The 25,759-nt window shown below is 41.5% G+C and carries 20 protein-coding genes and 5 tRNA genes; 16 read left to right on the forward strand and 9 right to left on the reverse strand.

The window, feature by feature from the left end; all coding sequences use genetic code 11:
- Positions 1-108 precede the first annotated feature (108 nt).
- Positions 109-762 (reverse strand): hypothetical protein, encoded by a 654-nt coding sequence (locus tag MN869_RS04435; RefSeq protein WP_005206068.1) that lies wholly within the window; start codon positions 760-762, stop codon positions 109-111.
- A 279-nt stretch (positions 763-1,041) separates the two neighbouring features.
- Between MN869_RS04435 and pilG the strand changes: the two genes are divergently transcribed.
- The 6 genes from pilG (at position 1,042) to MN869_RS04465 (ending at position 10,226) form a co-directional block, all read left to right on the forward strand.
- On the forward strand, positions 1,042-1,425 hold the full coding sequence (pilG, locus tag MN869_RS04440; protein WP_004802929.1) for a twitching motility response regulator PilG: 384 nt from the start codon (positions 1,042-1,044) through the stop codon (positions 1,423-1,425).
- Between the two features lie 20 nt (positions 1,426-1,445).
- On the forward strand, positions 1,446-1,808 hold the full coding sequence (locus MN869_RS04445) for a response regulator (RefSeq protein WP_004652355.1): 363 nt from the start codon (positions 1,446-1,448) through the stop codon (positions 1,806-1,808).
- 40 nt (positions 1,809-1,848) lie between these two features.
- The gene (locus MN869_RS04450) at positions 1,849-2,385 is read left to right on the forward strand and encodes a chemotaxis protein CheW (protein WP_005206065.1); all 537 of its coding nucleotides are present in this window, start codon (positions 1,849-1,851) and stop codon (positions 2,383-2,385) included.
- A gap of 46 nt (positions 2,386-2,431) precedes the next feature.
- On the forward strand, positions 2,432-4,516 hold the full coding sequence (locus MN869_RS04455; RefSeq protein ID WP_005322576.1) for a methyl-accepting chemotaxis protein: 2,085 nt from the start codon (positions 2,432-2,434) through the stop codon (positions 4,514-4,516).
- 153 nt (positions 4,517-4,669) lie between these two features.
- On the forward strand, positions 4,670-9,757 hold the full coding sequence (locus MN869_RS04460) for an Hpt domain-containing protein (protein WP_241304718.1): 5,088 nt from the start codon (positions 4,670-4,672) through the stop codon (positions 9,755-9,757).
- 13 nt (positions 9,758-9,770) lie between these two features.
- Complete coding sequence (locus tag MN869_RS04465; RefSeq protein WP_241304719.1) at positions 9,771-10,226, forward strand: hypothetical protein; 456 nt, start codon at positions 9,771-9,773, stop codon at positions 10,224-10,226.
- Between the two features lie 51 nt (positions 10,227-10,277).
- On the opposite strand, the gene dapE is transcribed toward MN869_RS04465, so the two are convergent.
- The 3 genes from dapE to MN869_RS04480 form a co-directional block, all read right to left on the reverse strand.
- Positions 10,278-11,411, reverse strand: coding sequence for a succinyl-diaminopimelate desuccinylase (gene dapE / locus MN869_RS04470; protein WP_241304720.1), 1,134 nt, complete (start codon positions 11,409-11,411; stop codon positions 10,278-10,280).
- 123 nt (positions 11,412-11,534) lie between these two features.
- Positions 11,535-11,678 (reverse strand): entericidin A/B family lipoprotein, encoded by a 144-nt coding sequence (locus tag MN869_RS04475; RefSeq protein ID WP_016541456.1) that lies wholly within the window; start codon positions 11,676-11,678, stop codon positions 11,535-11,537.
- 121 nt (positions 11,679-11,799) lie between these two features.
- Positions 11,800-12,657: a DUF1853 family protein gene (locus MN869_RS04480; protein ID WP_241304721.1), complete on the reverse strand. Its 858-nt coding sequence runs from the start codon at positions 12,655-12,657 to the stop codon at positions 11,800-11,802.
- Between the two features lie 100 nt (positions 12,658-12,757).
- On the opposite strand from MN869_RS04480, the gene MN869_RS04485 reads away from it, so the two are divergent.
- The 8 genes from MN869_RS04485 (at position 12,758) to MN869_RS04520 (ending at position 15,353) form a co-directional block, all read left to right on the forward strand.
- Complete coding sequence (locus MN869_RS04485) at positions 12,758-13,123, forward strand: YbaN family protein (RefSeq protein WP_004802942.1); 366 nt, start codon at positions 12,758-12,760, stop codon at positions 13,121-13,123.
- A gap of 309 nt (positions 13,124-13,432) precedes the next feature.
- Entirely contained in the window at positions 13,433-13,942 is a 510-nt protein-coding gene (gene elsL / locus MN869_RS04490) for a cell wall-recycling L,D-carboxypeptidase ElsL (protein WP_004802943.1), read from the forward strand.
- A gap of 163 nt (positions 13,943-14,105) precedes the next feature.
- A tRNA-Val gene (locus MN869_RS04495) sits at positions 14,106-14,181 on the forward strand.
- 23 nt (positions 14,182-14,204) lie between these two features.
- Positions 14,205-14,281: transfer RNA gene (locus MN869_RS04500), tRNA-Asp, on the forward strand.
- Between the two features lie 93 nt (positions 14,282-14,374).
- Positions 14,375-14,450 (forward strand) — tRNA-Val (locus MN869_RS04505).
- Between the two features lie 39 nt (positions 14,451-14,489).
- Positions 14,490-14,566, forward strand: a tRNA-Asp gene (locus tag MN869_RS04510).
- 139 nt (positions 14,567-14,705) lie between these two features.
- Positions 14,706-14,781 (forward strand) — tRNA-Val (locus MN869_RS04515).
- Positions 14,782-14,870: 89 nt separating this feature from the next.
- Entirely contained in the window at positions 14,871-15,353 is a 483-nt protein-coding gene (locus tag MN869_RS04520; protein ID WP_004802944.1) for a DUF2750 domain-containing protein, read from the forward strand.
- Positions 15,354-15,373: 20 nt separating this feature from the next.
- Here MN869_RS04520 and MN869_RS04525 read toward each other — a convergent pair whose 3' ends face one another.
- The 4 genes from MN869_RS04525 to yccS all read right to left on the reverse strand — a co-directional run bounded on the left by MN869_RS04525 (position 15,374) and on the right by yccS (position 21,843).
- Positions 15,374-16,159: a YdcF family protein gene (locus tag MN869_RS04525; protein WP_004802948.1), complete on the reverse strand. Its 786-nt coding sequence runs from the start codon at positions 16,157-16,159 to the stop codon at positions 15,374-15,376.
- Positions 16,160-16,279: 120 nt separating this feature from the next.
- Positions 16,280-18,817, reverse strand: coding sequence for a sulfite reductase flavoprotein subunit alpha (locus tag MN869_RS04530; RefSeq protein WP_241304722.1), 2,538 nt, complete (start codon positions 18,815-18,817; stop codon positions 16,280-16,282).
- A gap of 163 nt (positions 18,818-18,980) precedes the next feature.
- Complete coding sequence (locus tag MN869_RS04535) at positions 18,981-19,562, reverse strand: YcxB family protein (protein ID WP_004802952.1); 582 nt, start codon at positions 19,560-19,562, stop codon at positions 18,981-18,983.
- Between the two features lie 106 nt (positions 19,563-19,668).
- Positions 19,669-21,843 (reverse strand): YccS family putative transporter, encoded by a 2,175-nt coding sequence (gene yccS, locus MN869_RS04540; protein ID WP_243306907.1) that lies wholly within the window; start codon positions 21,841-21,843, stop codon positions 19,669-19,671.
- Positions 21,844-21,950: 107 nt separating this feature from the next.
- On the opposite strand from yccS, the gene MN869_RS04545 reads away from it, so the two are divergent.
- Entirely contained in the window at positions 21,951-23,165 is a 1,215-nt protein-coding gene (locus tag MN869_RS04545; RefSeq protein ID WP_241304724.1) for a multidrug effflux MFS transporter, read from the forward strand.
- A gap of 20 nt (positions 23,166-23,185) precedes the next feature.
- Here MN869_RS04545 and MN869_RS04550 read toward each other — a convergent pair whose 3' ends face one another.
- Positions 23,186-23,890 carry a nitroreductase gene (locus tag MN869_RS04550; RefSeq protein WP_171550157.1) on the reverse strand — a complete coding sequence of 235 codons (705 nt, stop codon included), beginning with the start codon at positions 23,888-23,890 and terminating at the stop codon, positions 23,186-23,188.
- A gap of 423 nt (positions 23,891-24,313) precedes the next feature.
- Between MN869_RS04550 and MN869_RS04555 the strand changes: the two genes are divergently transcribed.
- Entirely contained in the window at positions 24,314-25,702 is a 1,389-nt protein-coding gene (locus tag MN869_RS04555) for a DcaP family trimeric outer membrane transporter (RefSeq protein ID WP_241304725.1), read from the forward strand.
- The last annotated feature ends 57 nt before the right edge of the window (positions 25,703-25,759 follow it).

The following is a 25,759-nucleotide window of genomic DNA, read 5'->3' on the forward strand; positions in this document are numbered from 1 at the left end:
ACATGAAACATTCAATTTCGCGCAGTATATAGCACTGGCATATGTTTAAATATTGAAATTGTTTAAAAATTAATATTGAGGGGGAGGGATTTATACAAGATTTTGAGCTTAAGTCGAGCCGAGTGCATTTAAGCGATTGATAATGTCGCTATATTCTACTTCAGTCTTGTGATAGGCATTGCGTAAGCTTTCAACGGTTTTTTTGACGTTTTCAATATTTTGAGCATTATTTTCTAGATTGCTTTTAAGCTGGGCAGGTAGCATTTCACCTTTGCGGTGATATTCCATTTCTTGGCGTTTGAAACCAATCTTATCCTTTTGTAATTGCTGTAACTGTTCTTGCTGATAATTCAGCTGTTTTTTGAGGTTTGCTAAAATTTGATCGCGTTTTGTTGCTGCGATTTGTGGACTGCCATACGCGCGTTTGAGCCTTAAATCCTGTTCACGACGGCGTGCGAGAGACTCACGTTGGGCTGATTGCTGAACATCGGCAGCGGCATTATAAGCACGATTACGTTTGATCACTTGCATATTACGATCAAGTGCTTCATAACCATGTCGGATGTGTTCTGGTGTGACCGAGGTACTGACATTGGCAACACCATTTTTGTCATAATAACGATACCAAACAGGTTTAACCTGTTCAGTTGCTGCAAAAGTGGAACTGTTGACAAATAGCAATAGAAAAAAACAACAAATGTAACTACGAGTAATCGTTGTAAAGTGACGAATGCGGAAACCGCACTTTAACGAACCAGTCATTACATTCCCCGTAAAAAAGTTAATTAAATCACTTATTTTTAAATAATAATCAGTTGTATATTAGTGCTAATTTAGACATTTAAAAATAGTTATTCAGCAAAAAAATTAGGAATTTAATCAAAAGTGTGAACTGTTTGTGATTGTTAAGCGAAACTGATAGGTTGGTTCAAAAAACTTCATTGATAATGCAAGTAAAGATATGTTAAAAATATCAACTAATCTGTATAAAACAAATTAAACCAACCATAGTTTGTATTGAGTATTGGGGCAGGACAATAAATGGACGATAAATTTCAAAATTTAAAGGTGATGGTGATTGACGATTCAAAAACGATTCGCCGTACAGCTGAGACCTTATTACAACGTGAAGGTTGTGAAGTGATCACTGCGGTTGATGGCTTTGAAGCATTGTCAAAAATTGCAGAAGCCAATCCAGATATCGTTTTTGTAGACATTATGATGCCTCGTTTAGACGGTTATCAAACCTGTGCATTAATCAAAAACTCTCTAAATTATCAAAATATTCCAGTAATTATGTTGTCAAGCAAAGACGGTTTGTTTGATCAAGCGAAAGGGCGTGTTGTGGGGTCGGATGAATATTTAACCAAGCCATTCAGTAAAGATGAATTGTTAAATGCGATTCGCAACCACGTTAGCGCATAAAATTTAAGATTGAGGAAAAAATGGCTCGTATACTTATTGTAGATGATTCACCTACTGAAACATTTCGCTTTAGAGAAATTTTGACGAAGCACGGTTATGATGTTATTGAAGCGACCAATGGTGCTGACGGGGTCACTATGGCTCAAGCAGAATTGCCTGACTTGGTATTGATGGATGTGGTGATGCCAGGGATGAATGGCTTTCAAGCAACACGCCAGATTAGTAAGGGCAAAGACACACAGCATATTCCTGTTGTAATCGTGAGTACCAAAGATCAGGCGACAGACCGTGTATGGGGTAAACGTCAAGGGGCTTGTGATTATTTGACTAAGCCGATTGATGAACAGCAGCTTATTGATGTAATTAAACAATTATTAAGTTAATTTTTTGCTCAAGATGAGCCTTCTCAATACGGGATAGGGTATGGCAGCAAATGGATTTATCGAATTGCTTCGTTTATCCAAGCGAGGCAATAAACAATACACTTCAACTCAAAATGAAGTCAGCCGTTGGTCTGGTATCGCATTTGAGATGTTAGGGCAATATTTTGTTGCGCCGTTAGGGGAAATTTCGGAGGTGATTTATCCTCCGAAATATACACCAGTACCAAATACTCAGGCGTGGGTACGTGGTTTGGCCAATATTCGTGGACGACTACTTTCAGTTTCTGATTTAACACATTTTATTTCAGGACAACGAAGTCAGTTTTCCCCAACGCAAAAAGTGATTTGTATTAGCCATCAAGACCATTATGTGGGGTTGGTCGTCGATCAGGTTTTGGGGATTCAACACTTTAATAAAAAGAGTTTTTTCTCTCAAAATAATGAGCTGGATAATAAATTGAAAGATTATTGCCAAGGTCACTTCCACCAACATAATCAACAATGGCATGTGTTTTTATTGAGTCGGTTGCTCAGCAATCCACAATACATGAACGCATCAATAAAATTTATAAACTAATTTATACGCTACGGAACATAAACGCGTATTCAGGGGAGAAGCTGATATGGGCTTTAAACTTAAAAAAAAGAACGGCAATGGCGATAGTGCAGGGCTGAAAAAAGGTGGTGCGTTTTTAGATAATATTAAAGCGCAACTTGACCAGTTTTCACGCTTATTCGGTGAAACAGAGAAATCGAAACCGATTATCTATCGTGCTTTAATTGCTTTGGCCCTTGCAGTTATCCTCTTAATTTACTTATTCGTGAGTGTTCCGCGCTCGAACCAGTTGACCCGTAGTTTGGGTGAATTGCGTTTGTTATCGCAAACCATTTCGCGTCAAGCAACTGAAGCAACTGCATCTGGTACGCCAGAAGCGATGAAAAAACTAGTTGAATCAGAGAAGCAGTTTGCTGAAAACCTAGACACTGTTGAGAGTGTCTACGGTAAAGGCTCTGATGAGTACAAGAAGGTGAGTGGTCTTTGGGATACTGTTGCCAAGAATATTGACCTGATTGCATCGCAACAAAAAGTTATTAACCAGCTTTACGACACCAACATCTCGATCAGTGAAACCATTCCTGAAATTCAGGCGGAATATAACTTGATGGTTGACCAGATGGTTCGTGAAAACATGCCAAGTAGTCAGGTAATTATCACCAAAAACCAAGTGTTCATTGCAGAACGTATTTTACGTTCGATCAACTCGGTATTGGTCGGTACGGACAACTCAAACGTTTCAGCGAATGACTTTGGTGCCGATATTGATACCTTTGGCGTGTATTTAAATGCACAGTTAAATGGTAGCTCAGAGCTTGGTGTAGACCGCATCAGTTCAGCAGCATTGCGCGAATCTGTAGACAGTATTAAATCTGATTATGATGCCGTATTGAAATCTGCGGCAGCAACGGTATTGCAAAACGCCAACCAGATTGTTCGTGTACGTCAGGCATCTTCACAAATTTTCTCTCAGTCCGATGCACTTTTAACTTCGCTCAATGATTTATCAAATAAAGCCGAAGGCGGTTGGGATAATGTAGTTGCAGGTATTGTACTGATTGGCGCTTTGGGTTTACTTGTATTCTCAGCATTACAATTACTTGCATTACGTAGTAATACTGATAAAGAACGTGTAACGCGTCTACAAGACGAATATGACCGTAACCAAAACGCGATTTTACGTTTACTGGATGAGATCGCCGACTTAGCGGATGGTGATTTACGCTCTTACGCAACAGTATCGGAAGACTTTACGGGGGCGATTGCCGACTCGATTAACTTCGCGATTGACCAGTTACGTGACCTTGTATCTCGAATTACCGATACCTCGCAAGAAGTTGCACGTTATACCCAAGATACCCAGAGCATTACTAACCAGTTAGCAGAAGCTTCTGAACATCAGGCGCAAGAAATTGCAGGTGCATCAGCGGCGATGAACGAAATGGCATTGTCAATTGACCAAGTATCTGCCAATGCATCTGAATCTGCTGATGTAGCACAACGCTCGGTACAAATTGCAACCAATGGTGCGCAAGTGGTAAACCGTTCGATCGAAGGTATGGATCATATTCGCGAACAGATTCAAGAGACTTCAAAACGTATTAAACGTTTGGGTGAATCTTCTCAAGAGATTGGTAACATTGTCTCGTTGATTAACGATATTGCCGACCAAACCAACATCTTGGCATTAAACGCAGCGATCCAAGCATCGATGGCGGGTGAAGCAGGTCGTGGTTTCGCGGTCGTAGCCGATGAAGTACAGCGTCTTGCAGAACGTTCTGCATCAGCAACCAAGCAGATTGAAAGCTTAGTAAAAACCATTCAAACAGATACCAACGAAGCCGTAATTTCGATGGAACAAACCACGTCGGAAGTTGTACGTGGTGCGAACTTGGCAAAAGATGCGGGGATTGCACTGGATGAGATTCAGACTGTATCGGGCGACTTGGCAAAACTGATTGAAAGCATTTCGGATGCAGCAAAACTTCAGTCTGCATCTGCCAGTCATATTGCAACTACGATGAATGTCGTACAGGAAATTACTTCACAAACAACAACTGCAACGTTTGATACAGCGCGCTCAGTTTCTGAGTTGGCAAACATGGCTGAATCATTACGTGAATCGGTAACTGACTTTAAGTTACCTGAGTAAACCGAATTGGAAAGGCAGATGGGGGTGTCTGTCTTTCCATTTTTAGAGATGTTGGATATCTCAACAAGGTGATGGCGAAATGTAACTACATCTTGTGTGATAGATAGACGTAATTTTTACCCACGTTGGTGGATAAAAACGAAAGAAGCAGCTATGAAACAAATATTAAAAACGTTAGTTGAAACGATGACGCTTCCTGAAGACAGTTATCTTGAACAAGATGCAGAGATTCTTGAAATTTTTATTGAAGAATTAGATGAGATCTTTGTTGAGTTAGAACCATTATTAGTTCAATGGACGGAACAACCACATCAGCAAGATGTGCTCACCGATATTCGTCGCCATTTCCATACGCTTAAAGGGTCTGGAAGAATGGTGGGGGCGAAGTCGTCTGGAGAGTTGGCGTGGACGGTTGAAGATACTTTAAATCGTGTGATTGCGGGTACGATTAGCTTAAATACCGATATCCAACGCTATATACAAGCAGTTTTCAATCTCTACCGTTTTAAACTGATTCATGATTTTAAAGCAGTTCAAAGTCATCTGATCGACTTCAGACCACTGGTTTTATTGGGACAACAATTACAACAACAGCAAAGTCCTGAGCCAGCATTGGCCGAGTTATTTAAGCTTGCTACTGATCTGACGCATGATGATGTCGTGACAGGTCTTGAATGGGCAGATGTCGAAGCAGTTGAAGAAACTGTTCCTGAAACTATCGCAGTCGAATCTCTTTCGGCTGAGACAACAGTTCATACCGATGATGAGGTTCTTGCGAAGGAAACTTTGGCCATCTTCTTGGAAGAAGCAGAAGAGCATCTCGCCACGATTGATCAATTCTTGGTGAATGATCGTCCAAGTAATGATCACTATAATACGCTGATTCGAGCATTACATACCTTACGTGGTAGCTCTGCCATGGCGCAGGTTGATCATGTGTTTGAGGCTAGCTCAAAAGTTGAGAACCTGTTTAAAACATTATTACAAGAAGAGTTGGATTCAAGCTCAGATGAAACGGCTCTGTTGACACATTATGCTCAATTTGTACGTGATTATTTACACACTTTGAAACAGCAAGCTCCACAGCAGAAATTTGATGAAATCTACCAGACCTTCAATGTTGCTTGGGATAGCTACGATTTCCAACTTGAAGAAAAGAATGGGAACACCGTTCGACCACAAGGTTTAGTCTCTGAGTTACTTGAACTCAATATTAATGATCTCTTAGACGTTGAGTTTGATTTTGAAAAACGTGCACGTCATGAGTTCCCGAAATATATTCAGTTACTCAGCCAGCAAGCTGAAACCTTGTTACAGCATACTCATCACCATGCAACCATTGGCATGTATCAATACACCAGTCAGTTGCGTTCTAGCTATCAAGATATTCTCTTTAAACCAAGTCTGCTTAATCTTGATTATGCATTTGAGCTTTATCATCAAGTCCATCAACAGTTTATCCAACTGTTTGATACTTTGGCTGCAGGACAGCGTGTTACCTTAAGCAAAGCGCATGAGCTTGTTTTAAATGAATTAAGTTCCTTCACTCAACAAAATGTTGAGTCTCTAGAAACACCTGTTGTTGAGGTGACTGAGGCAGTTGAAGAGATAAATACAGTTGAACTCCAACAGGCAACTACGCCTGTTATTGCGAGCACCGATTTAGCCGCTCAATTTGCTTTAGATAAGCAGCAGTTACAGTCAGATGAAGCGAATCGAGATTTTGACCCTGACGTATTGGATATCTTCCTTGAAGAAGCCGACGAATTACTGGGTGGGATTGATACTGACCTGAATACATGGGCTGCGGATCATCAAAACGTCAATGCCCTAAAGAATCTGATGCGCTATTTGCACACCTTAAAAGGTGGTTCAAATATGATTCAAGCGCGTCATATTGGTTTGATTGCGCATGAGTTGGAAACCATCTACGAGAAGTTGATCAACCAACAGATTCAAGCAACGCCACAGTTGATTACTGCGATTCGTTCAGTGCAAGATGATATTGCTGATCGTATTCAAACCATTCGTGATCAGCAGGTAGATTATCCATCGACACACACTTTGATTGTGTTAGCCGATTTGTCCAAAACAGCTGCTGTGGCAGATCCCGTTGAAACTGAATCGGTACCAGCAACACTACAAGATCCATTAGCTGTAATTGAAGATGTTACTGAGTCATCAGATGCAATTATAACGGTTGCGCCAGTCCAAACTGAGTCTATGTCAGCAACGATTGATGTCACCACATTCGCTGCTCAGTTGGCTCTGGATAAGCAACAGTTACAATCAACTGATGCAAACCGTGACTTTGATCCTGACTTGTTGGATATCTTCCTTGAAGAAGCAGATGAGTTGATGGGGGGGATTGATGCTGATCTAATTACATGGACTGCCGATCACCAAAATATTAATGCTTTAAAGAACTTGATGCGTTATTTGCACACCTTAAAAGGTGGTTCAAATATGATTCAAGCACGTCATATTGGTTTGATTGCGCATGAGTTGGAAACGATTTATGAAAAACTGATCAACCAACAGATTCAGGCAACACCACAACTGATTGCGATCATTCGTTTAGTCCAAGATGACATTGCAGATCGTATTCAAACCATTCGCGATCAGCAAACAGATTATCCATCGACCCATGTGGTGCAGTTACTGCAACAGGCAGATCAAACAGTTGCTCCTGCAACGCTTGATCCAGTTGTCGAGGCTATACCTGTAACCGAAGTAAATGAAACTGAGCGTGTTGATGCTCCGGCAGACGTACTTGAACTTGTTGAAGCTGAAGCCGATGTGCAGCCAATAGCACTTGAAGAGCAAGTTGGCATTGTTGAAGTTGAAGAAGAAGTGTTGGAAGATACTTCAGCAGCTCAAACCGTTGAGACAGAGAACGTGTCGGCTGATGACGATGTCCGTTCTCTGGTTGAACAAACTTTCCTTGAAGAAGCAGAAGAATTAATAGAGCAGGCACAGGGCTTATTAAAACAATGGTTTGATCAACGCAGTAACCGTAGTTTACTGTTGCAGTTACAGCGTAATGCCCACAGTCTTAAAGGTGGTGCACGTATGGCAGAAATGGATGCGATTGCCATTATTGCCTACCACTTAGAAAATGCATTTGAGCAATTTGGTGTACATCATTTCAACTCGAATGTGTATGACAACCTACTCAACACTGCATTTGCATGGCTTGAGGATGCGATCTCTAAACGCCAATATGCAAACTTTGATGGCTTAAAACAAAGCTTGGAGAAGATGGAATTTGTCGATGTTTCGGCACAACTTCCACAGAAACTCTCTGCCAAAGACATCTTTACGCCTGAATATACGATGGAGTTTGTTCAAGGGGATGGCACTGAGCCGCCGTCAATGCTAGGTGAATGGGAAACCGCTGAACGCATTGAACAGAATAATGAAATGATCCGTGTTTCTGCTGACGTCATCGAGAAGATGATTGATTTGTCAGGGGAGAATGCGATCAACCGTTCACGTATCGAGATGGACTTAGGTCAATTGGGCGGTACCTTGACGGAAATGGAACTGGCAATCAAACGTTTGGCGGATCAGTTACGCCGAATGGAAGGTGAGTTAGAAAGTCAGATTATTGCACGACATGGTGGTGAAAACTCGCGTTATGCCGACTTTGACCCACTGGAAATGGACCAATACTCTTCGCTGAACCAATTGTCTAAATCATTGGCAGAATCTGCATCGGATTTGGTTGATTTCAAAACTACGCTGTCTGAAAAGATTCGTGATACCGAAGGTTTGCTGTTACAACAGTCACGTATTCAAGCAGAAATCCAAGAAAGCTTGATGCGTACTCGCTTGGTACCATTCTCTCGTTTATTGCCGCGTTTGCAACGTATTGTGCGTCAAACAGCATCGACCTTAAACCGCCCAACAGAACTGGTGGTGAATAATACCGAAGGTGAATTAGACCGCAGTATTCTTGAGCGTTTGGTTGCGCCGTTTGAACATATGTTACGTAACGCGATTGACCACGGGATTGAAGACCGCGAACAACGTCTACAGGCACAAAAGCCAGAGACTGGACATATTGTGTTGAACATTGGTCGTCAAGGCACAGATGTAGTGGTGACCTTTAGTGACGATGGTAAAGGGATTGATGTTAACCGCATTAAAGAAAAAGCATTACAGACTGGTTTAATGACCAAAGACCAAAAGCTTGATCAGGAAGAAATTCTACAATTTATCTTCCATCCAGGCTTTAGTACCGCAGCTCAAGTCACTCAAATTTCTGGACGTGGTGTAGGTCTGGATGTTGTACAAAGTGATATTAAAGCCTTAGGTGGTCACGTCAGTGTCGATTCAAGCTTAGGTCAGGGCACCACCTTTACCATTCGCGTACCGACGACGGTGGCGGTGAGCGATGCCTTGATGGTAAAAGCAGGCGATCAACAGTTCGCGTTCCCATTGGCACAGATCGATCGTATTGTACGTATCTCACCAATGGCCTTAGAACAGTACTTTGAAAGTCAGGATGATTACTTCAGCATTGATCAAGAGCGTTATCGTTTACGTTACTTGTCTGAGTTTGTTGCTGGGCAGCCAATTCCACGATTGAGTGGTGTGGTCCATTCCTTACCAGTGCTGTTAATTAAAGGTGCGCAAGGTCAAACCACGGCATTACTGGTTGATCAGTTGATTGGCTCGCGTGGACAGATTGTGGTCAAACCAGTGGGACAACAGTTCTCCAGTATTGGTGTGATTGCAGGTGCAACGATTCTCGGTGATGGTCAAGTCTGTTTGATCTTGGACGGTCAAAACATTGCGCGACAAGCACAGTCAACTGCACGTAGTAAACAGGCGGATGAGACCTATACCAAGCAGCGTTATGACGAACGTCGCTTGATTATGATTGTCGATGACTCGGTGACGGTACGTAAGGTGACTTCACGTCTATTAGAGCGTCAAGGCTATGATGTTGTAACCGCGAAAGATGGTGTCGATGCAATTGAACAGCTTGAGACGGTTAAGCCAGATCTGATGTTATTGGATATCGAGATGCCACGTATGGATGGTTTCGAGGTTTCGAATCTGGTACGACATCATGAAATTCACCGTGACTTGCCAATTATCATGATTACATCACGTACTGGTGAGAAGCATCGTGAACGTGCATTATCATTGGGTGTAAACCAGTATATGGGTAAACCATTCCAAGAAGAGGCGCTCTTGGAAAATATTGAAAGCTTACTTGCGGTGCGCTAAGAGGTGAAAAATAATGGCTAAGAAAAGCGCAAACTCAGCACTGGGACAGATTGACCAGCAAGAGTTACAACATTTAATTACGGTCTCAACCGGATTTATTGATGCATATATTATTCAATGTCATCAAAAAGTGCCGATGCTGTTACCCCAAAATATTGTGTTATCAGCAATGGATACCCAAACCAATGTTGATCATATCGAATGGCATGATCTAAAACTTCCTGTCTATGCCGTGAATGATCCAAAGCAGAAACAAGGGGTTGCTTTGGTGATAGAGGGTGATGACGTTTCTGAACGATTTGCGCTGGTCTGCGATGAAATGCCTGAATCGATTCGTGTGCGTATTTCAGAGATTGTGGATGAAGAGCGTGAAATCAATGACGACAAAGTCTTTAAATATGTAAAAATGGGAGAGCATGAATTCTATGTTCCCCATTTGCAAAATATACAAACCCAGCTCGGGCTGTAATAAAAAAGGAACTCATTTGAGTTCCTTTTTTATTTGCATGATTTTTGGGGTTTAAGCCAGTAATTCAACTAAAATCTGTTCATAGATTTCAGCCAATGGCTCAAGCTCTGCAACATTGACATGCTCATTAATCTGATGGATGGTTGCATTCAACACACCGAGTTCAAGCACTTGTGCACCCGTAGGGGCAATAAAGCGGCCATCAGAAGTACCACCACTGGTTGAAAGCACGGTATCAACCCCTGTGACATTTTTAATCGCGGTTTTTGCAGCATTGACTAACTCACCGACTGGGGTAAGGAAAGGCAAGCCAGATAAAGTCCATTGAATGTCGTAATTGAGCTTATGTTGATCTAAAGTCTCAAGCACACGCTGTTTCAGGATATCGGCCGTGACTTCAGTCGAGTAACGGAAGTTAAAGGTCACTTTTAATGTGCCTGGAATCACATTGGTTGCGCCAGTACCTGCTTGGATATTTGAAATCTGGAATGAGGTTGCAGGAAAGTATTCATTGCCGTTGTCCCAAACTGTTTCGCACAATTCATTGATGGCTTTAGAAGCAGAATGAATTGGATTCTCAGCGAGATGTGGATAGGCAACATGACCTTGCTTGCCATGAACAGTCAGTACAGCATTTAGAGAGCCACGACGGCCATTCTTGACGATATCGCCCAGTTGATTTGTGCTTGATGGTTCGCCAACTAAGCACCACGTCATTTTTTCATTACGCGCTTCTAATGTTTCAACGACTTTAACTGTACCGTTAATTGATGGACCTTCTTCGTCTGAAGTAATCAGGAAGGCAATAGAACCTTTATGATTTGGATGTTTTGCAACAAAACGTTCAGAAGCAACCACCATCGCAGCCAATGCGGTCTTCATGTCCGCAGAACCACGCCCATATAACTTACCATCACGAATACTTGGTAAAAATGGATCTGAATTCCATGCGTCTAAATGACCTGTGGGTACAACATCGGTATGTCCTGCAAAACAGAATACTGGATTTTCAGTACCGCGGCGTGCCCATAAATTATCAACATCTTCAAAACGCATGTTTTCGATATTAAAGCCAATCTTCGATAAGCGTTCAGCCATGATATTTTGGCAATCATGGTCAACAGGTGTGACAGAAGGTTGGCGAAGGAGTTGTAAACTAAGTTCAAGCGTATCGGAATGGTTCATGCGAGATGTAGCTAAATCTGGTGAAATGTGAACCGATATAATAGGGGAATATGCAGCAGAAAGGTATGGGAAAATAAACCTTATCTAGGTTTAGATAAGGTTTTGGTAAGTTGCTTTCAGGGATTACATTTTATCTTGTGTTTTCTCCGCAGTTTGTGTGACTTTATCACCTGCCTTAGACACATCTTTACCAATACCTTTAAATGTATTACAGCCAGTTAAAACAAAAGCAGTCATGATTGAAGCAACTAAAATTTTTTTCATCATCGTCTCCATTTCAATTTAATTATGATGTACTTAAGAGGCTAAAAAAGTTAACAGAAAATGACCATGTGGGTTTGATGGTAGATATGTTATAAAATGTTAATTTGTAGAATAATAATTCACTTTATTTCATAAATAAAAGTGAAGGTTGGCGAAACATATAATAAGAATGTGTTGGCTGATCCTGATAATACAAACCATTGCTCCACCAGACTGCAGTTTGTGATGAAGGCTCTAAATCAGGGCAAAGCCATTCATGCCGTTGTAGGCGGTAATAGGGCGTTTGTGGGATCTGGGTTCCCCAATGCCCTAAACGTCGTGATGTATTGATCCAAGACGGTAGATTTAAGTTATTTTGCTCTTGGGGTAGATAGAGTTGGCCTTTCATCACTGCAAACTTTCTTTGAATTTGATACAGATTGGCTTCTGAAAACTGAAATTGACGTTCAGTAAAATGTGTTAACTTTCGGTGCAAGGTATCTTCGCGGTTTAGGCCGTACCATTGTGCTAAATCTAATTCGTTTTCACCCAGATAATATTTTAAGGCGACTTCCCAATGTTCAATTTCATTTGTTCGTGTATTGAGTACAACAAAATCGAGTTCACCTAAGGTGACTGCACCTGCAATTTTTTGAATACTATGTCCCAACAGTTGGTAGGGATGATAGTCATCATCCAATAACCAGAACCAGAGTAAATTCTCAAAACGTAAACCGAGACGGGTACTTTTGAGTTGTGCCAGAAAATCAATCAGTGGCTGAGGCTGTTGATCGAGCTGCTTTAATCGCTGTTCATAGTTTTGATAATGAGTGAGCCAAATCGAATCATGATGAAGCTCAAAATGATGTTTTACATGAAGCTCATTGGGAATCTGAGCCAATATACTCGGGCTGGCAATACAAAATGCTAAATGTCGTACGATTGGGTTATTAAACTGTAACCACGGTTCAAAATAACTGGAAGTGGTAATCAGGTTAGGCATGAATTAACTCAATCATTGAAATAATAAGTGAAGTTTAAGAAAGAACGATAAAAACACTTTATACTAGCACGGTTGTAAATCGGTGTTGGTTAATTGCTCAATGAAAACATTATTCTGGCGTAGTTTAGTCGTGATTTTTATTACGTTAGGAATTATTGGGGCAATTCTACCGGGGATGCCAACCACTGTCTTTCTGATTTTAGCAGCATGGGCTGCTTCAAAAGGCTGGCCTGAAATGGATGCATGGTTATTGAATCATCCGAAGTATGGACCGACCTTACGAAATTGGCGTGAGCATGGCACAGTTCCGCGCAAGGCGAAATGGATTGCCAGTATCATGATGTTGATCAGCGGTATCTTAATGCTATTTACTAATGCGCCATTTTGGGTAAAAGTTTTTACCGATGTCACTATGTTTATCGTGGCTGTGTGGCTGTGGTTACGCCCCGAGCCTGAGCAGCGTTAAGAAAAGCAACGCTCTTGCGGAATATATTCCTCATGCGCAAGACGAGAACTATGTTCGAGTGAAGAAAGTAACGCTCTTGCGGGAATATCTTCCTCATGCGCAAGACCTTGCGCCAAATATGGCTCATATGCTGTGAGTGGCGAGGATAAATAAACTTAAAGCACTGCTTTTAGCTTATCTCAAAGATAAATCATGCTGTTTTGTTTTTTATATTTAAAACCAACAGATAATTAAAACTACTGAAAAGTACAAGAAAAAGCCGATAGTCTATGTTGAAATAAAGATGTTCTATCAGTTATCGAGATAAAAATGAGCTACACCTTAGATCAGGCAGACATTGTCATTGACTTGGCACAACAGACCTTAAGTTTGCCAAAACATAATAAATTCTATGTGATCTCTTCTGGTAAGAACGGCATTGGTGAGCAAGAAAATAGTGGCAAGACGCCAAGAGGTTGGCATCAGGTTGCTCAAAAGATTGGTGGTGATGCACCTAAAAATGCCGTATTTATTGCACGCCAACCCACGGGTGAAGTGTATGACCAGCAATTAGCGCAACAATTTCCACAACGAGATTGGATATTGTCGCGTATTTTATGGTTGGATGGTTTAGAAGAAGGCTTTAACCATGGGGAAGGGCACGATACCTTTAAGCGTTATATCTATATTCATGGTACTCCTGATACAGAACCGATGGGCATTCCAATGTCACATGGTTGCATTCGTATGAAGAATGATGAAATTCTTGAACTGTTTGAACTCGTTTCTGAGCAAGCTGTGGTTTATATTTCTGAACAAGCCTTAGAAAATAAAGCGTGAAAATGCAAATAAGTGCTTAAATAAAATACGAAAATATCATTTTTTTGATGGAATGACTTATTTTTTAATCATTCGTACGGTTTTTTCGGAAAAGAGTGGCAAAAGCGTTTGACAGGCTGTAAAGATTCTCTATAATGCACCTCACAAACGATGAAGACGTTAAGGGCGCTTAGCTCAGTTGGTAGAGCGTCTGCCTTACAAGCAGAATGTCGGCGGTTCGATCCCGTCAGCGCCCACCAAGCCTTTACGTTAAAACTCAAGTGCAGCGGTAGTTCAGTTGGTTAGAATATCGGCCTGTCACGCCGAGGGTCGCGGGTTCGAGCCCCGTCCGCTGCGCCACTTAAATTTGCAAGAATGAACACCTTGGGATACAAGATGATAATTTTTATCTTGCGTCATAAAGATTGATAGTTAATCAGTTTTTATTCCTTAGGGCGCTTAGCTCAGTTGGTAGAGCGTCTGCCTTACAAGCAGAATGTCGGCGGTTCGATCCCGTCAGCGCCCACCATAATTTGTGACATTTACTTCTCAATAGAAGTAATACAGTGCAGCGGTAGTTCAGTTGGTTAGAATATCGGCCTGTCACGCCGAGGGTCGCGGGTTCGAGCCCCGTCCGCTGCGCCATTCTCTTGATATCAGTTTAAGAGAATGTTAGTTTTAACAAGTATCTTTATACTTGATCTCTGATTCGAGATGCCATTAGAAAAATCGAAGATTTTTCTCTTGCGCTCAGACAAAGCTTCGCTTTGTTTATCCTCGCTCAGGGCGCTTAGCTCAGTTGGTAGAGCGTCTGCCTTACAAGCAGAATGTCGGCGGTTCGATCCCGTCAGCGCCCACCATATATCTTCCCTAAATCTCATATCATTGTAATCCATACAAAGTTATTCTATGATTAGCGTCAATAATGATTCTAATATTGAAGTACTTTATGAGAAACCCTTATCAACGCAAGGCTGCGTCGAAATCTCAAACTACACCTTCTGGTTCTTCACTCAAAGACGCTTACCGTCAGTTCATTCAAAATATTGTTATGCAACGTCATGTGATTGCACTGTATCACGATGGTTGGGCCTTATGCTCAACACCATCTGGACAGCATGCATTATCCGTGTGGCAGAATAAAAGTTTGGCAAAACTGCTGATTAAAGACAATTGGGCGCAATACGAAATTCAGGAAGTACCATTACTGGCTTTTATTGAAAAATTGATTCCATTTTTAAAAGAAAATAATACGATCTTATCTCTAGATTTAACCCCAGAGGGAAACAATTTATTGGTTTCCCCTGATTCTTTGTTATTGGATATTAAGAATTTTTTATACCAAATATATTTACAACGTCCAGATGTCTTTGCTGAGTTAAAACTACCTTTACCACGTGATATTCGGTTGCATAACTCAGCTTCATCCTAATTGAGAGGGTAATCTCTCAATCAATACTCATTTAAGATCCAACCACTCGCATAGGCAAAGTATTCTCTTAACCATGCATTGTAGCGTGTGCTTAGAGGTGTAGTCGCACCGAGTAGGGTAATATCCGTATAGCCTTGTTTCTTAGCAATGGCAGCAGCACGCAAGGTATGAAAGTCACTGGTCACAATTGCAATTGGTTGTTGAATGCTAATCTGTTGTGCCTGCAAGAGCTGTTGGCTATTTTTAAGATTTAGCTCAGTGCTGGTGCTTTTATCTTCCAAAATGATTTGTGATGCAGGAATGTGATAGTGTTGTTGTACGTAACGTGACATCACCACGGCTTCGCTATCAGTTTCACCAAAATCAATACCACCTGTCATGACTAATTTTGCTTGAGGCTGAGCTAAAGCAATTGGGGCGGCACGGTCTAAACGTTTTGCGAGTGTTGCAGATGGTTGTCCTTTCTCTACACCACTACCTAGTACGATAATCGCTTTAACCGCAGGGATATGTTGAGTTTTATCATTGTTATCGGACAGATAATCAAAGAAATAGCCTAAGCTAACTAACCAAATCCAGAAACAGAGCCAGCCAAAGCGCCAGATTGAATGCAAGCGGAAATGATAGAAAAAGAAACGTTCAATATGATAATAGAAATAAGCATAGAGACAGAAAAATAGTCCAAGTAGCAGCGGCAGTACGGTTCCGATATGAATCTTTTTAAAAGCGATCAGAATTGCGCCATCTAAGAACAGAACTGAACCGATAAGGGCTAAAATAATACGAACCCATGAACTTATTTGCATAATCTTAATTGTGTCGATTTGAACCGTGCTAAGTGTATGCAAAATTCAGAGAAAGGCAAATCCTCTTATTGTCTTATAAAAAAACGAGTGGCTAGCACTCGTTTTTTTTATAGAGAAGAATTAATAAACGTCTCGGCGATAACGACCAGCTTGTCTTAACTCATCCAGTTTTTCTTCGCTAAGAATTTCCATCAATGCCTGATCGACACCAGAAGCCATACCTTCAATGCTACCACAGACATAAATCACAGCACCTTGCTCAACCCATTTGATCAGTTCATCTGCATTGTTGCGTAATACATCCTGCACATAGATACGCTGTTCTTGATCGCGAGAAAAGGCGAGGTCTAAACGTTGTAGTGTTCCCATGTTTAACCAGGCTTGAATGGTTTCTTGATAGAAAAAATCATGTTCGCGTTGACGTTCACCAAAGATCAGCCAGTTAGCAGTGTAATTTTGTCGATTACGTTGCTGTAACAAGCTCATAAGACCTGCGATACCAGTACCATTACCGACACAGATAATAGGGCGGTTATCGTCAATTAAATGGAATGATTCATTGGTTCGAATACGCAGGGCGATATTTTGTTTTGGTTGCGCAAATTCGGTTAACCAGCCAGAACCAAGACCGAGTTGATCATTTTCATCACGTTTTTGGCGAACCACCAGTCTTAGTACTTGTTGAGATGGAATACTGGCAATCGAATATTCACGTGCGGGTAGGGTGGGTAATTGTTCCAGTAAGTCTTCAAGTGTACTAAAAGGCTGGATCTCAACCCGCAGATTTCTATTCCACAGTGCTTGTTCAATATTTTGGTTCAATGATTCAACGATACTATGTGCAGGGGTTTGGTACTTGATCAAGAAATTCTTAATATCAGTCAAACTGTTGGCAGGTTGAATTTCTGCAATATCACCCGCATGCCAGGTCATGTCAGATGCTGAGGTCAGCTCGATATTATAAGCTGCCTGCCCTAAGCTATCTGGATTAAGTAGGGTGCGTTCGCTTAGCGTCCATTGATCAAATACTTTCTCAATATTCATGGCATGTAGCTCATGCTGGGTTACCGCAGACAAGCCCTGATTCCAACGCTGAATATCAGAGGCATTGGCATTATCCACTTCGATCAAGTCAAATAAGGGTTGCGCATGACATTGCTTTAGCCATGTATCTACCGCATAGCCGAAGCTACAATAACTATCAAGATATTCTTTTGAACCCAGTGCTAGTACAGCATATTGCATTTGGCTAAGATCAAGCTTTTGTTGCATCAGTTTCTTGCTGAAACTTGCGGCCAGATCAGGTGCCTCACCTGTACCATAGGTACTGACTACGAATAAAACCTGTGCTGCGTGTTGCAGGTCTTGCTCAGTCAGTTGCTGAATTGGTTTAACCGTGGTTGGCTGCTGTGCTTCCTGTAAGCTGGTCGCAGTACGCCAAGCCAACTGTTCAGCCACACCAGTTTGCGTTGCATAAGTAATCAGCCAAGGTTTGGCATTTGGGTCAATCTGCTGTGCGCCGAGTGACTGACGTGCCGCTTGAGTTAATTTCTTCTGTTTACGGCGTTTGAGATACAGCATCCAACCGGTTACAAAGAATAGTGGCATGGCCAATGAAGCCAACATGGCAATAAATTGATAGGTTGAACCAAAGAAGCTACCACGATGCACGGGCAGCATACTGCTCATGATTTTTTCATTGAGCTTCTTGTCTTCATAGAGTTCGAATTTTTCGAATTTATTGTTTTGATAGTTATAGACGGCTTGGTTACGCGCGCGCTCATGCTGTGGAATGGCATCGACAAATGAAAGTTCAACCTTGGCATCATCACGTTTAGGAATATTTAAGGTCAGGCTAGAATATTCACGCCCAATCTGTGCATTTACTCCTGTCCATGTTTGCGTCAGGATGCTATTAACCTGCGTTTTTTCCAGTTCAGGTTGTTTATTTTTGCCACGTTCATTATTTTGTTGATTACGTTGAGGTTGTTCAACGCCCATGACTTTGAACATACCTGCGCGCCACCAGTCATAAGACCAATATAAGCCTGTACATGCAAACAGTAGATAGAATACAACCACCCAGGTTCCGACCACTGCATGCAGATCCCAAATAAAATTACGACCTCTTAGTTTTGGCTTAATAAACAACCATTGTTTAATACTATGTTTCTTTGGAAAGCGTAGATAGATACCACTTAATACAAAGAAAATCAGCATCAGCGTAGATGCCCCAGTAATCTGCGCCCCAAATTCTCCAGCCGTTAAATTACGATGTAAACGCTGAATAAATTGTAAAGTGTCACGACCTTTAATATCAGGTAAGACTTCCGCTGTATATGGATTGACCATCATGTTGTAACCACGACGCGCACCTTCTTTTTTAATATTGACGGTAGAAGATGCTGTTGGGTCAGAAGCAATGGTAATGCTGTTAATTTCAATCTCGGCTTGTTGCTGATTGAAATGTTGATACAGTTGGGCAGGGGTGAGTTTTGGTGTTTGGGCAACCTCAACGACATAGCTGTCTTGGTTGATCCATTTTAGAATCTGTGGTTCGTATGAGTAGATTGCACCTGTTACCCCCATTAAGGAGAGAATAAGCCCCGCAGTAATCCCTAAAAACCAATGGATTTGGAAGAAAACTTTTTTAAACATGGTCAAAGAATGGAAAGATAATGAAATTCATGTAAAAAATTATAACCCAAGAATAAGAACATAATATGGATTTTGCAGGTAATATTGATTTTGATTCTCATTTATTTAATGAGCATTAAAAAACCTCCCATGTAGGGAGGTCTTTTACGTCAGAGACTAAAACTTAAATTGATTTAGGTGCACCAACTGTTTCATTTAGGTGTCTACGTACGGTATTGAACGAGAAATTTTTCGAGTCCATACGCTTTGGTAAAATATAGGCACCTTGTTGTTCTTCGCCTTTTGTTTTTACCTTGAAGTTCACCAAAATAAAGTCAGGTGAACTATACCATTCGTAAATGTCTTTCCAACCAATGGTTGCAGTACCTTCTTGCAGACCCATTTTTTGGCGCATCACGATACCGTGTGGTTGTACGCCTAAACGTAGACCTTTAATTTCCTGTACAGGGAATTCAGTCATCTTGCGTTTAACGTACCACTCCAGACCAAAACGTTTGATCAAATAGAACAGCACCACACTCACAATCACGACCCAACAAATCACAGTTGAGTAGGTTGAATAATATTTAATAAGTCCTGCAGCAACCAATGAGAGCACAACCAGTGCAATCATAATCATCCATGCTTTGCGGCTGAATTTGTTGGTACTACGCCAAATCATCAGTTGAGCTTGACGTTGTTCAGCTTCAGAAACTTCGTAAGGAACAGGTTGTAGCGTATAAGCGTATAGCGTTTTGGCGGTCATAGTATAAAAAATGAGTATATAACTGGGTTTAGTTTAACATCTATTAGCATGCAAAGATATTATGCCAATGGCGAATCATGGGAGGCTATTGCAATCACAACAGCCATTAAAGTGAAGCAAATTCGGTACCATCTTCATTCGGTTCATGGCTCAGACTTTGTTTCAGCATACTTAAGCGTGTTAACACACTGAGCATGAGTGAAAGCTGCTGCAAAATGATCAGCGATTTTGGATCATGATCTTCATTGCGGCTGAGACGGTCACGAATGGTTTGCATCAGATTTTGTGCTGATAAATCAGGAACTTCATCTCTGAGGAGTGCCCCTTGAATATCATCTAAAGCCTGATCGAGTAAGCCTAATACTTCCTGATTTTGGATTTGCTCTCGATGCGCACCTAATGCTGCGATGTAGCTTAAAAAAGTATGGCTCAGGCATAAAAACTCAAACGCTAAACTTTTTTGATTCACATCAATATTCGGTTCAGTTGCAATAGTGGAAATCAGGGAAGCCACTTCAGCATCGGTATTGTGTGCGGCACGTCGAACTACACGATAATTCAAGGCATTATTACGACCCTGATGATATTGTTCTACAACCTCAGCAAGATATTTACATTGTGCCTGTAGAGAGCGTTGAATTGAGCGCGGTAATCTGCGGAACTTCCAGTCTGGCCAAATGAAACTGACACCAAACCATGCCAAGGCGCACCCAATGACAGTATCAATAAAACGGGGTAGACCCGCTGCGAATGCAGAGCCATCCAGATTAAAGTTGATTAAAGCAAGGATGGTTATGAATGCAGTGGCTTGCGCATATTGCTTACTACGCAGCTCCAGAAACAGCACACCACTCAGAATCAACATCACCAATTGACCTTCGATTGAAGGAATAAAATAGATGATGGCAAGTCCAACGATAATACCGACCAATGTTCCGACGATACGTAAATACAAACGTCGTTTGGTGGCATTGAAGTTGGGTTGACATACAAATAACGCAGTGAGCAGAATCCAGTAACCATAGGCGATATTAGTAAGCTGAATAAACAGATAGCCAATAAACAATACGATCGATAAACGTACCGCATGACGGAACAATACCGACTCAGGTGTGAGATGCTGTTTCACTCGTACCATGATGTCATTCCAGCCTTTTAGATCATCATCTTTTAACTGGCTTTCGGTATGTTGTGCATTGATCTTTTGCAGATTTCGTTCGGTTTCTAGGTTTTGTAATTGTGCATCAATCGACTTAAGGTTCTGATAAAGTGCAAATAGGGCATTCACCCGCACCTGATCATAATGTCCATCTTCACGCAGTTTTTCTAAGGACAGTCTTAAATTTTCAAAACTGTGTTTAAAACGCTTGTTATGCACATAACGGGTACGGCTTAAAATGGATTGTGCCAAGTCCTGACAGGCTTTGCCTTGAATAGATAAAATCCGTTGAAAGCGAAATAAGATATCGCTGTGCTGAAAGACCTTTGCCAGTTTTTGATAATCAATATGGGCTGAGTCCGCGCGTTCATGAATATCTTGTGCCACAAAATAGTATTGCAGACTGCGCCGAGTATCTTTTTGTCCTCGGTCACCCTTCAAACGAGTCAATAACGACATGCGCAGATCATTGAAGATCCCCACCAGTTTGCCATTTTCCAAGGCGATATCAATCATGCTTTGTTGATAGCTTGACGGCGTCATGTCGACATCAAATAGGTTTGATTTAGCAAATAAGAAGCTACCAAGAGCTGAATAGGAGGCAGAAAGTTGGTCCTGAACTTTTCGCACAGGGAACAACAGAAAGCTAATGGTGGAGAGTAAGCCATACCAAGCTGCACCTGCGACTAAAAGTGCAGGCTGAATATACCATTGATCGAATAAATGTACGCCCAACATGGTGTAGACAGACGTTACTAAGCAGCCATAAGCAATGGTGGCATAACGTCGTCCGAGAGAACCCAATAAGATCCAGCCAATACAGGATGCAATTAATCCAATCGCAAAGGCAACTGGATAGGGGAATAACAATTGCACCGAAGCGGCGGTAATAAAGAAACCAATATAGGTATAGATCAGATTCTGGATACGTACAGAAAAGCGGTCGTCGATATCACTGATCGCGGCTGCAACAACACCTAAAGTGAGTGGAATAGTGGCTAATTGAAAATTTAAAAGGTAGGGAACAAAAGCAGTTCCAGTAAAGGCAATGAGCATGCGCACGTTATACATCAACGTGGTGTTATAGGTTGTTTGTTTTAAACGTCCGAACCAAGGATTCAAGGGGTGTCCTTCTTGTATTCTACAATCGATTTTATCATTCTTATTATGCACAAATTCATGGAGGATGCTAAGCTTAGAATCCAGATATAGATGAAAAGTAGCGTATTATGCAGACAGAGCAAACCAATCAGCGTCAATATTCAACAGCATGGATTTTGTTGCTTGCTTTGTTAACCGCATTAGGGCCCTTATCGATTGATATGTACTTGCCTGCACTGCCACAAATGGCTGATGAATTTGGGGTGAGTACACAAATGGTGGCCAATACCTTACCTGCTTACTTCTTGGGACTGGCGATTGGGCAATTGATCTATGGTCCGGTGAGTGATCGAATTGGCCGTAAAAAGCCTTTATATTTTGGTTTGGCATTGTATGCAATTGCCAGTTTGGCCTGTGTATTTGCAAGCAATGAGTGGGCCTTAATCGCCGCACGTATTTTCCAAGCCTTGGGTGGTTGTGTCGGTGTGGTGATGGCACGGGCGACCATTCGTGACCGTCTGGATATGCAGGGTTCTGCTCAGGCATTTTCCAGCATGATGATTGTGATGGGGCTGGCTCCGATTCTTGCACCCATCTTTGGGGCATGGATTTTGACCTTCTTCCCTTGGCAGGCAATTTTTATCGTCTTGTCGATGATTGGGGTGGTGTGTTGGCTCTGTGTACATTTCTTCTTTAAAGAATCCCTTCCTGTTGAGCGCCGTTTGAAATTATCGGCCTATCAAGTCAGTACGCTGTATGGGGCAATTTTAAAAGATGAGAGTTTCCGTGTGCCGATGTTTGCGGGCTGTTTAACGGGTGCAGCTTTATTCTGTTATATCAGCTCGGCTTCAGAAGTGTTTATGGGGCAATATGGATTGTCGCAGCAGCATTTCTCTTATGCATTTGCGCTGAATGCCGCAGGGATCATGTTGATGTCTTCGCTGAATAAACATTTGAATACTCGCATGGGAATTTTCCAACGCCTACGTTTGGGTGGTTTAATCCAATGTTTTGGGGCATTGATTGTGCTGACTGCTGGATTGATGACAGATGCACCACTATTGCTGCTAATGTCAGGCTTATTCTTGGTGGTATCCGGAATTGGTTTAACAGGGCCGAATGCCATGGCTTTGGCGATGTCTCAGCAAGGGGCACGTGCAGGTACGGCCAGTGCCATTATGGGCAGTATGCAATTTGCTTGCGGTCTGTTGGCTGGGATTATCTTGAATTTCTTGGTATGGAAGGCATCTTTGAACATGGGCATCATGATGTTACTGTTTACCAGTGCAGGACTGTTTGCCATTTTAAAAGTTGGAAAACAGCAAAGCAGTCTCTCAGCTTAGAGACTGCTTTATTTACAGGTTTAGTCTAAAAACACCGTGAAGTTTTCAACAGGTTCACGCGGTGTAATAAAGGTATTCACAATATGCTCAGGGTCAGCATGACCTAAAGCCACCGCACAAACCAGTTCTTCATCTTCTGGCGCGCCCAAAATATCCAGTACGATTGGATGAAAGTGATTCCATGCGGCTTGCGGGCAAGTATCTAAGCCACGCGCTTTAGCAGCCACCATGACGTTTTGAATCATCATGGCAATATCCATTTTGGATCCGATCCCCATGACTTTATTCACGGTAAAATATAAAGCAACGGGGGCATCGAACAATTGAAAGTTACGCAATTGTTGTGCGGCCATTTTTTCTTTTTCGCCTTTTTGGATGCCCAGCAAACCATACAGTCCCCAACCATTGGCACGACGACGATCAATGAACGGTGAAATCCAAGTTGCAGGATAATAGGCAAAAGTCTCTTGATATTGTGCTGCAAGCTCAGGGTTTTGTAGCAGTTCAATTTGGGCAGTGCAAACACGATCAATCATCTCTGCACGTTTTTGCCCTGTCACCACATAGACTTTCCAAGGCTGAACATTGGTGCCAGAAGGCGCACGACTTGCTACCGCTAAAATATCTTTGATGGTTTGTGTTTCGATAGGGGTATCTAAAAATGCACGGACTGAATGACGAGACGTAATCGCTTCATCTACATAGCGGACTTGTTCCGTGTTCATAAAAAACTCCTCATCATTTTGATCTTTTAATGTGTGCTGACTATAAATCAATAAATGGTTTTTGCAGATAGTTTTTCACATACAACTTTAGCGGTGTGTAAAAAATAATCACAAAAAGAAAGCTTTATGATAAGTTGTAGTATGTTTTATATGTTTTGTTTGGTTTGTGTGAAAAAGAAAACTATTAGTAACATAATGAAATCGAAAAACTATTTTTTTATTCACGCGAAAATGATGAAAACTCCTTAAATAAAAAGTACACACAATATTCGAAATTTATGCATAATACGCCCTTTTTAAAAAACTGATTGGGCTTTCCTTACTGATAAGGTGAGGGGAATTTTCTATCCTAGGCATAGCAAATTTATCCAATTTTATGCCGCTAGAAAATGTTGAAATATACACAGATACAAGGAGCTTCTCATGAGTGTATCTCTCATCCGTAAGCCGTTCGTACTACAAGGTTTAGCAATCACTGTTGCTGCCTTAATGATGAACAACGCACACGCTGCTAGTGAGCAAGAACAGATTCAACAACTTCGTGATGAAGTGAAGGAATTAAAAGCTTTATTACAGCAATATGTTCCCCAAGCAAAACAAAAAAATGACCTTGCTCCTGTACAGGAACATTCTAATTTTAAAGAAACACACCCAGATCACCCTGCAAATGTAGCTGTGGCACCCGCTGTTCCTAAAAAGTCGCAATTGGTGTTTAACACTGCGTCTGGTGCAGAAGTTAAATTACACGGTTTCTTACGTGGTGATGCTTCTTATCAATCTAAAGGTGGTGACGGGATCTTTAACCGCATCAATAAGGTTGATTTAGAAGGCGCTGAAAAGAATAGCGATCGTTTCTATAGCACTGCAACGGTTACCCGTTTGGGGCTTGATTTTAAAGCACCAGTCGAAGGCGCTGAAGTGGGTGGTAAGTTAGAAGTCGATTTCCGTGGTGGTAGTAGCAATGACACCATTCGTATTCGCCATGCTTATTTAACAATGAATGACTGGCTATTTGGTCAAACTACTTCAACTTTCTTGGCAACTGACTTACAGCCAGAAATGCTAGATTTTAACTCGCCGTTGGGAATCGGGACTTACCGTACGCCAATGGTCCGTTATAGTGGTGCATTTAATCCAGCGACACATTATTTTGTTGCTTTGGAAAAAGGCAATGACGATAACCGAGCACCTGCTTTAACTTCAAAATTAAAATATGATTTTGCTGAAGGCAAAGGTACAACGTCTGTACGTGCATTGATTACCGAAGCACGTAGTAAAGATGCGTATAAAGAAGTGTTAACGCAAATTGATAACGATACCTTTAAGAAAGAAACTAAACAGATTAGTGCCAATGATTCAGAATTGGGCTGGGGTGTCGCGGTCGGTGCAAAATATAAGTTCACCGATGCGTTGCAGGCGATGATCGACTATTCGCATGTGAAGGGTGATAGTAAATTCTTGTTGTATACCAACAATGCTTACAACGTAAATCCAAATAATTTCCGTCTAAATTTGAATGAGTTTGATGCGCTGACAGTAGGTGCGACTTATCAAATTAATCCTAAATTACGTAGTACTTTGGCTTATGGCGCAATGTTTGCTGATGACAGTAATGACTTTGCTAAGCAGGCTGTGATCGCCAAAGATTCTGCACAGAACAAAACTTTGCAACAAGGTTGGTGGAATATCATGTATTCGCCAGTTACACCGATTACGTTTGGTCTAGAGTATGTCTACGGTGAACGTAAGACCTTTGATGGACAAAAAGGTAAGGATAATCGTGTAGGGGCCATGGCTCGCTATAACTTCTAAGCCACCTATCCAGTAGGTGTAAATCATCCGTGAAAACTGATCAACGAAACAGCCTTA

It is taken from the genome of Acinetobacter sp. NIPH1876, from assembly GCF_022808535.1.
GTDB classification, from domain to species: domain Bacteria; phylum Pseudomonadota; class Gammaproteobacteria; order Pseudomonadales; family Moraxellaceae; genus Acinetobacter; species Acinetobacter higginsii.

Excerpts from the sequence above, each read along its gene's own strand:
- MN869_RS04435 (WP_005206068.1), bottom strand. The coding sequence starts at position 762 with ATGACTGGTTCGTTAAAGTGCGGTTTCCGCATTCGTCACTTTACAACG.
- pilG (WP_004802929.1), top strand. The coding sequence starts at position 1,042 with ATGGACGATAAATTTCAAAATTTAAAGGTGATGGTGATTGACGATTCA.
- MN869_RS04445 (WP_004652355.1), top strand. The coding sequence starts at position 1,446 with ATGGCTCGTATACTTATTGTAGATGATTCACCTACTGAAACATTTCGC.
- MN869_RS04450 (WP_005206065.1), top strand. The coding sequence starts at position 1,849 with ATGGCAGCAAATGGATTTATCGAATTGCTTCGTTTATCCAAGCGAGGC.
- MN869_RS04455 (WP_005322576.1), top strand. The coding sequence starts at position 2,432 with ATGGGCTTTAAACTTAAAAAAAAGAACGGCAATGGCGATAGTGCAGGG.
- MN869_RS04460 (WP_241304718.1), top strand. The coding sequence starts at position 4,670 with ATGAAACAAATATTAAAAACGTTAGTTGAAACGATGACGCTTCCTGAA.
- MN869_RS04465 (WP_241304719.1), top strand. The coding sequence starts at position 9,771 with ATGGCTAAGAAAAGCGCAAACTCAGCACTGGGACAGATTGACCAGCAA.
- dapE (WP_241304720.1), bottom strand. The coding sequence starts at position 11,411 with ATGAACCATTCCGATACGCTTGAACTTAGTTTACAACTCCTTCGCCAA.
- MN869_RS04475 (WP_016541456.1), bottom strand. The coding sequence starts at position 11,678 with ATGATGAAAAAAATTTTAGTTGCTTCAATCATGACTGCTTTTGTTTTA.
- MN869_RS04480 (WP_241304721.1), bottom strand. The coding sequence starts at position 12,657 with ATGCCTAACCTGATTACCACTTCCAGTTATTTTGAACCGTGGTTACAG.
- MN869_RS04485 (WP_004802942.1), top strand. The coding sequence starts at position 12,758 with ATGAAAACATTATTCTGGCGTAGTTTAGTCGTGATTTTTATTACGTTA.
- elsL (WP_004802943.1), top strand. The coding sequence starts at position 13,433 with ATGAGCTACACCTTAGATCAGGCAGACATTGTCATTGACTTGGCACAA.
- MN869_RS04520 (WP_004802944.1), top strand. The coding sequence starts at position 14,871 with ATGAGAAACCCTTATCAACGCAAGGCTGCGTCGAAATCTCAAACTACA.
- MN869_RS04525 (WP_004802948.1), bottom strand. The coding sequence starts at position 16,159 with ATGCAAATAAGTTCATGGGTTCGTATTATTTTAGCCCTTATCGGTTCA.
- MN869_RS04530 (WP_241304722.1), bottom strand. The coding sequence starts at position 18,817 with ATGTTTAAAAAAGTTTTCTTCCAAATCCATTGGTTTTTAGGGATTACT.
- MN869_RS04535 (WP_004802952.1), bottom strand. The coding sequence starts at position 19,562 with ATGACCGCCAAAACGCTATACGCTTATACGCTACAACCTGTTCCTTAC.
- MN869_RS04545 (WP_241304724.1), top strand. The coding sequence starts at position 21,951 with ATGCAGACAGAGCAAACCAATCAGCGTCAATATTCAACAGCATGGATT.
- MN869_RS04550 (WP_171550157.1), bottom strand. The coding sequence starts at position 23,890 with ATGAACACGGAACAAGTCCGCTATGTAGATGAAGCGATTACGTCTCGT.
- MN869_RS04555 (WP_241304725.1), top strand. The coding sequence starts at position 24,314 with ATGAGTGTATCTCTCATCCGTAAGCCGTTCGTACTACAAGGTTTAGCA.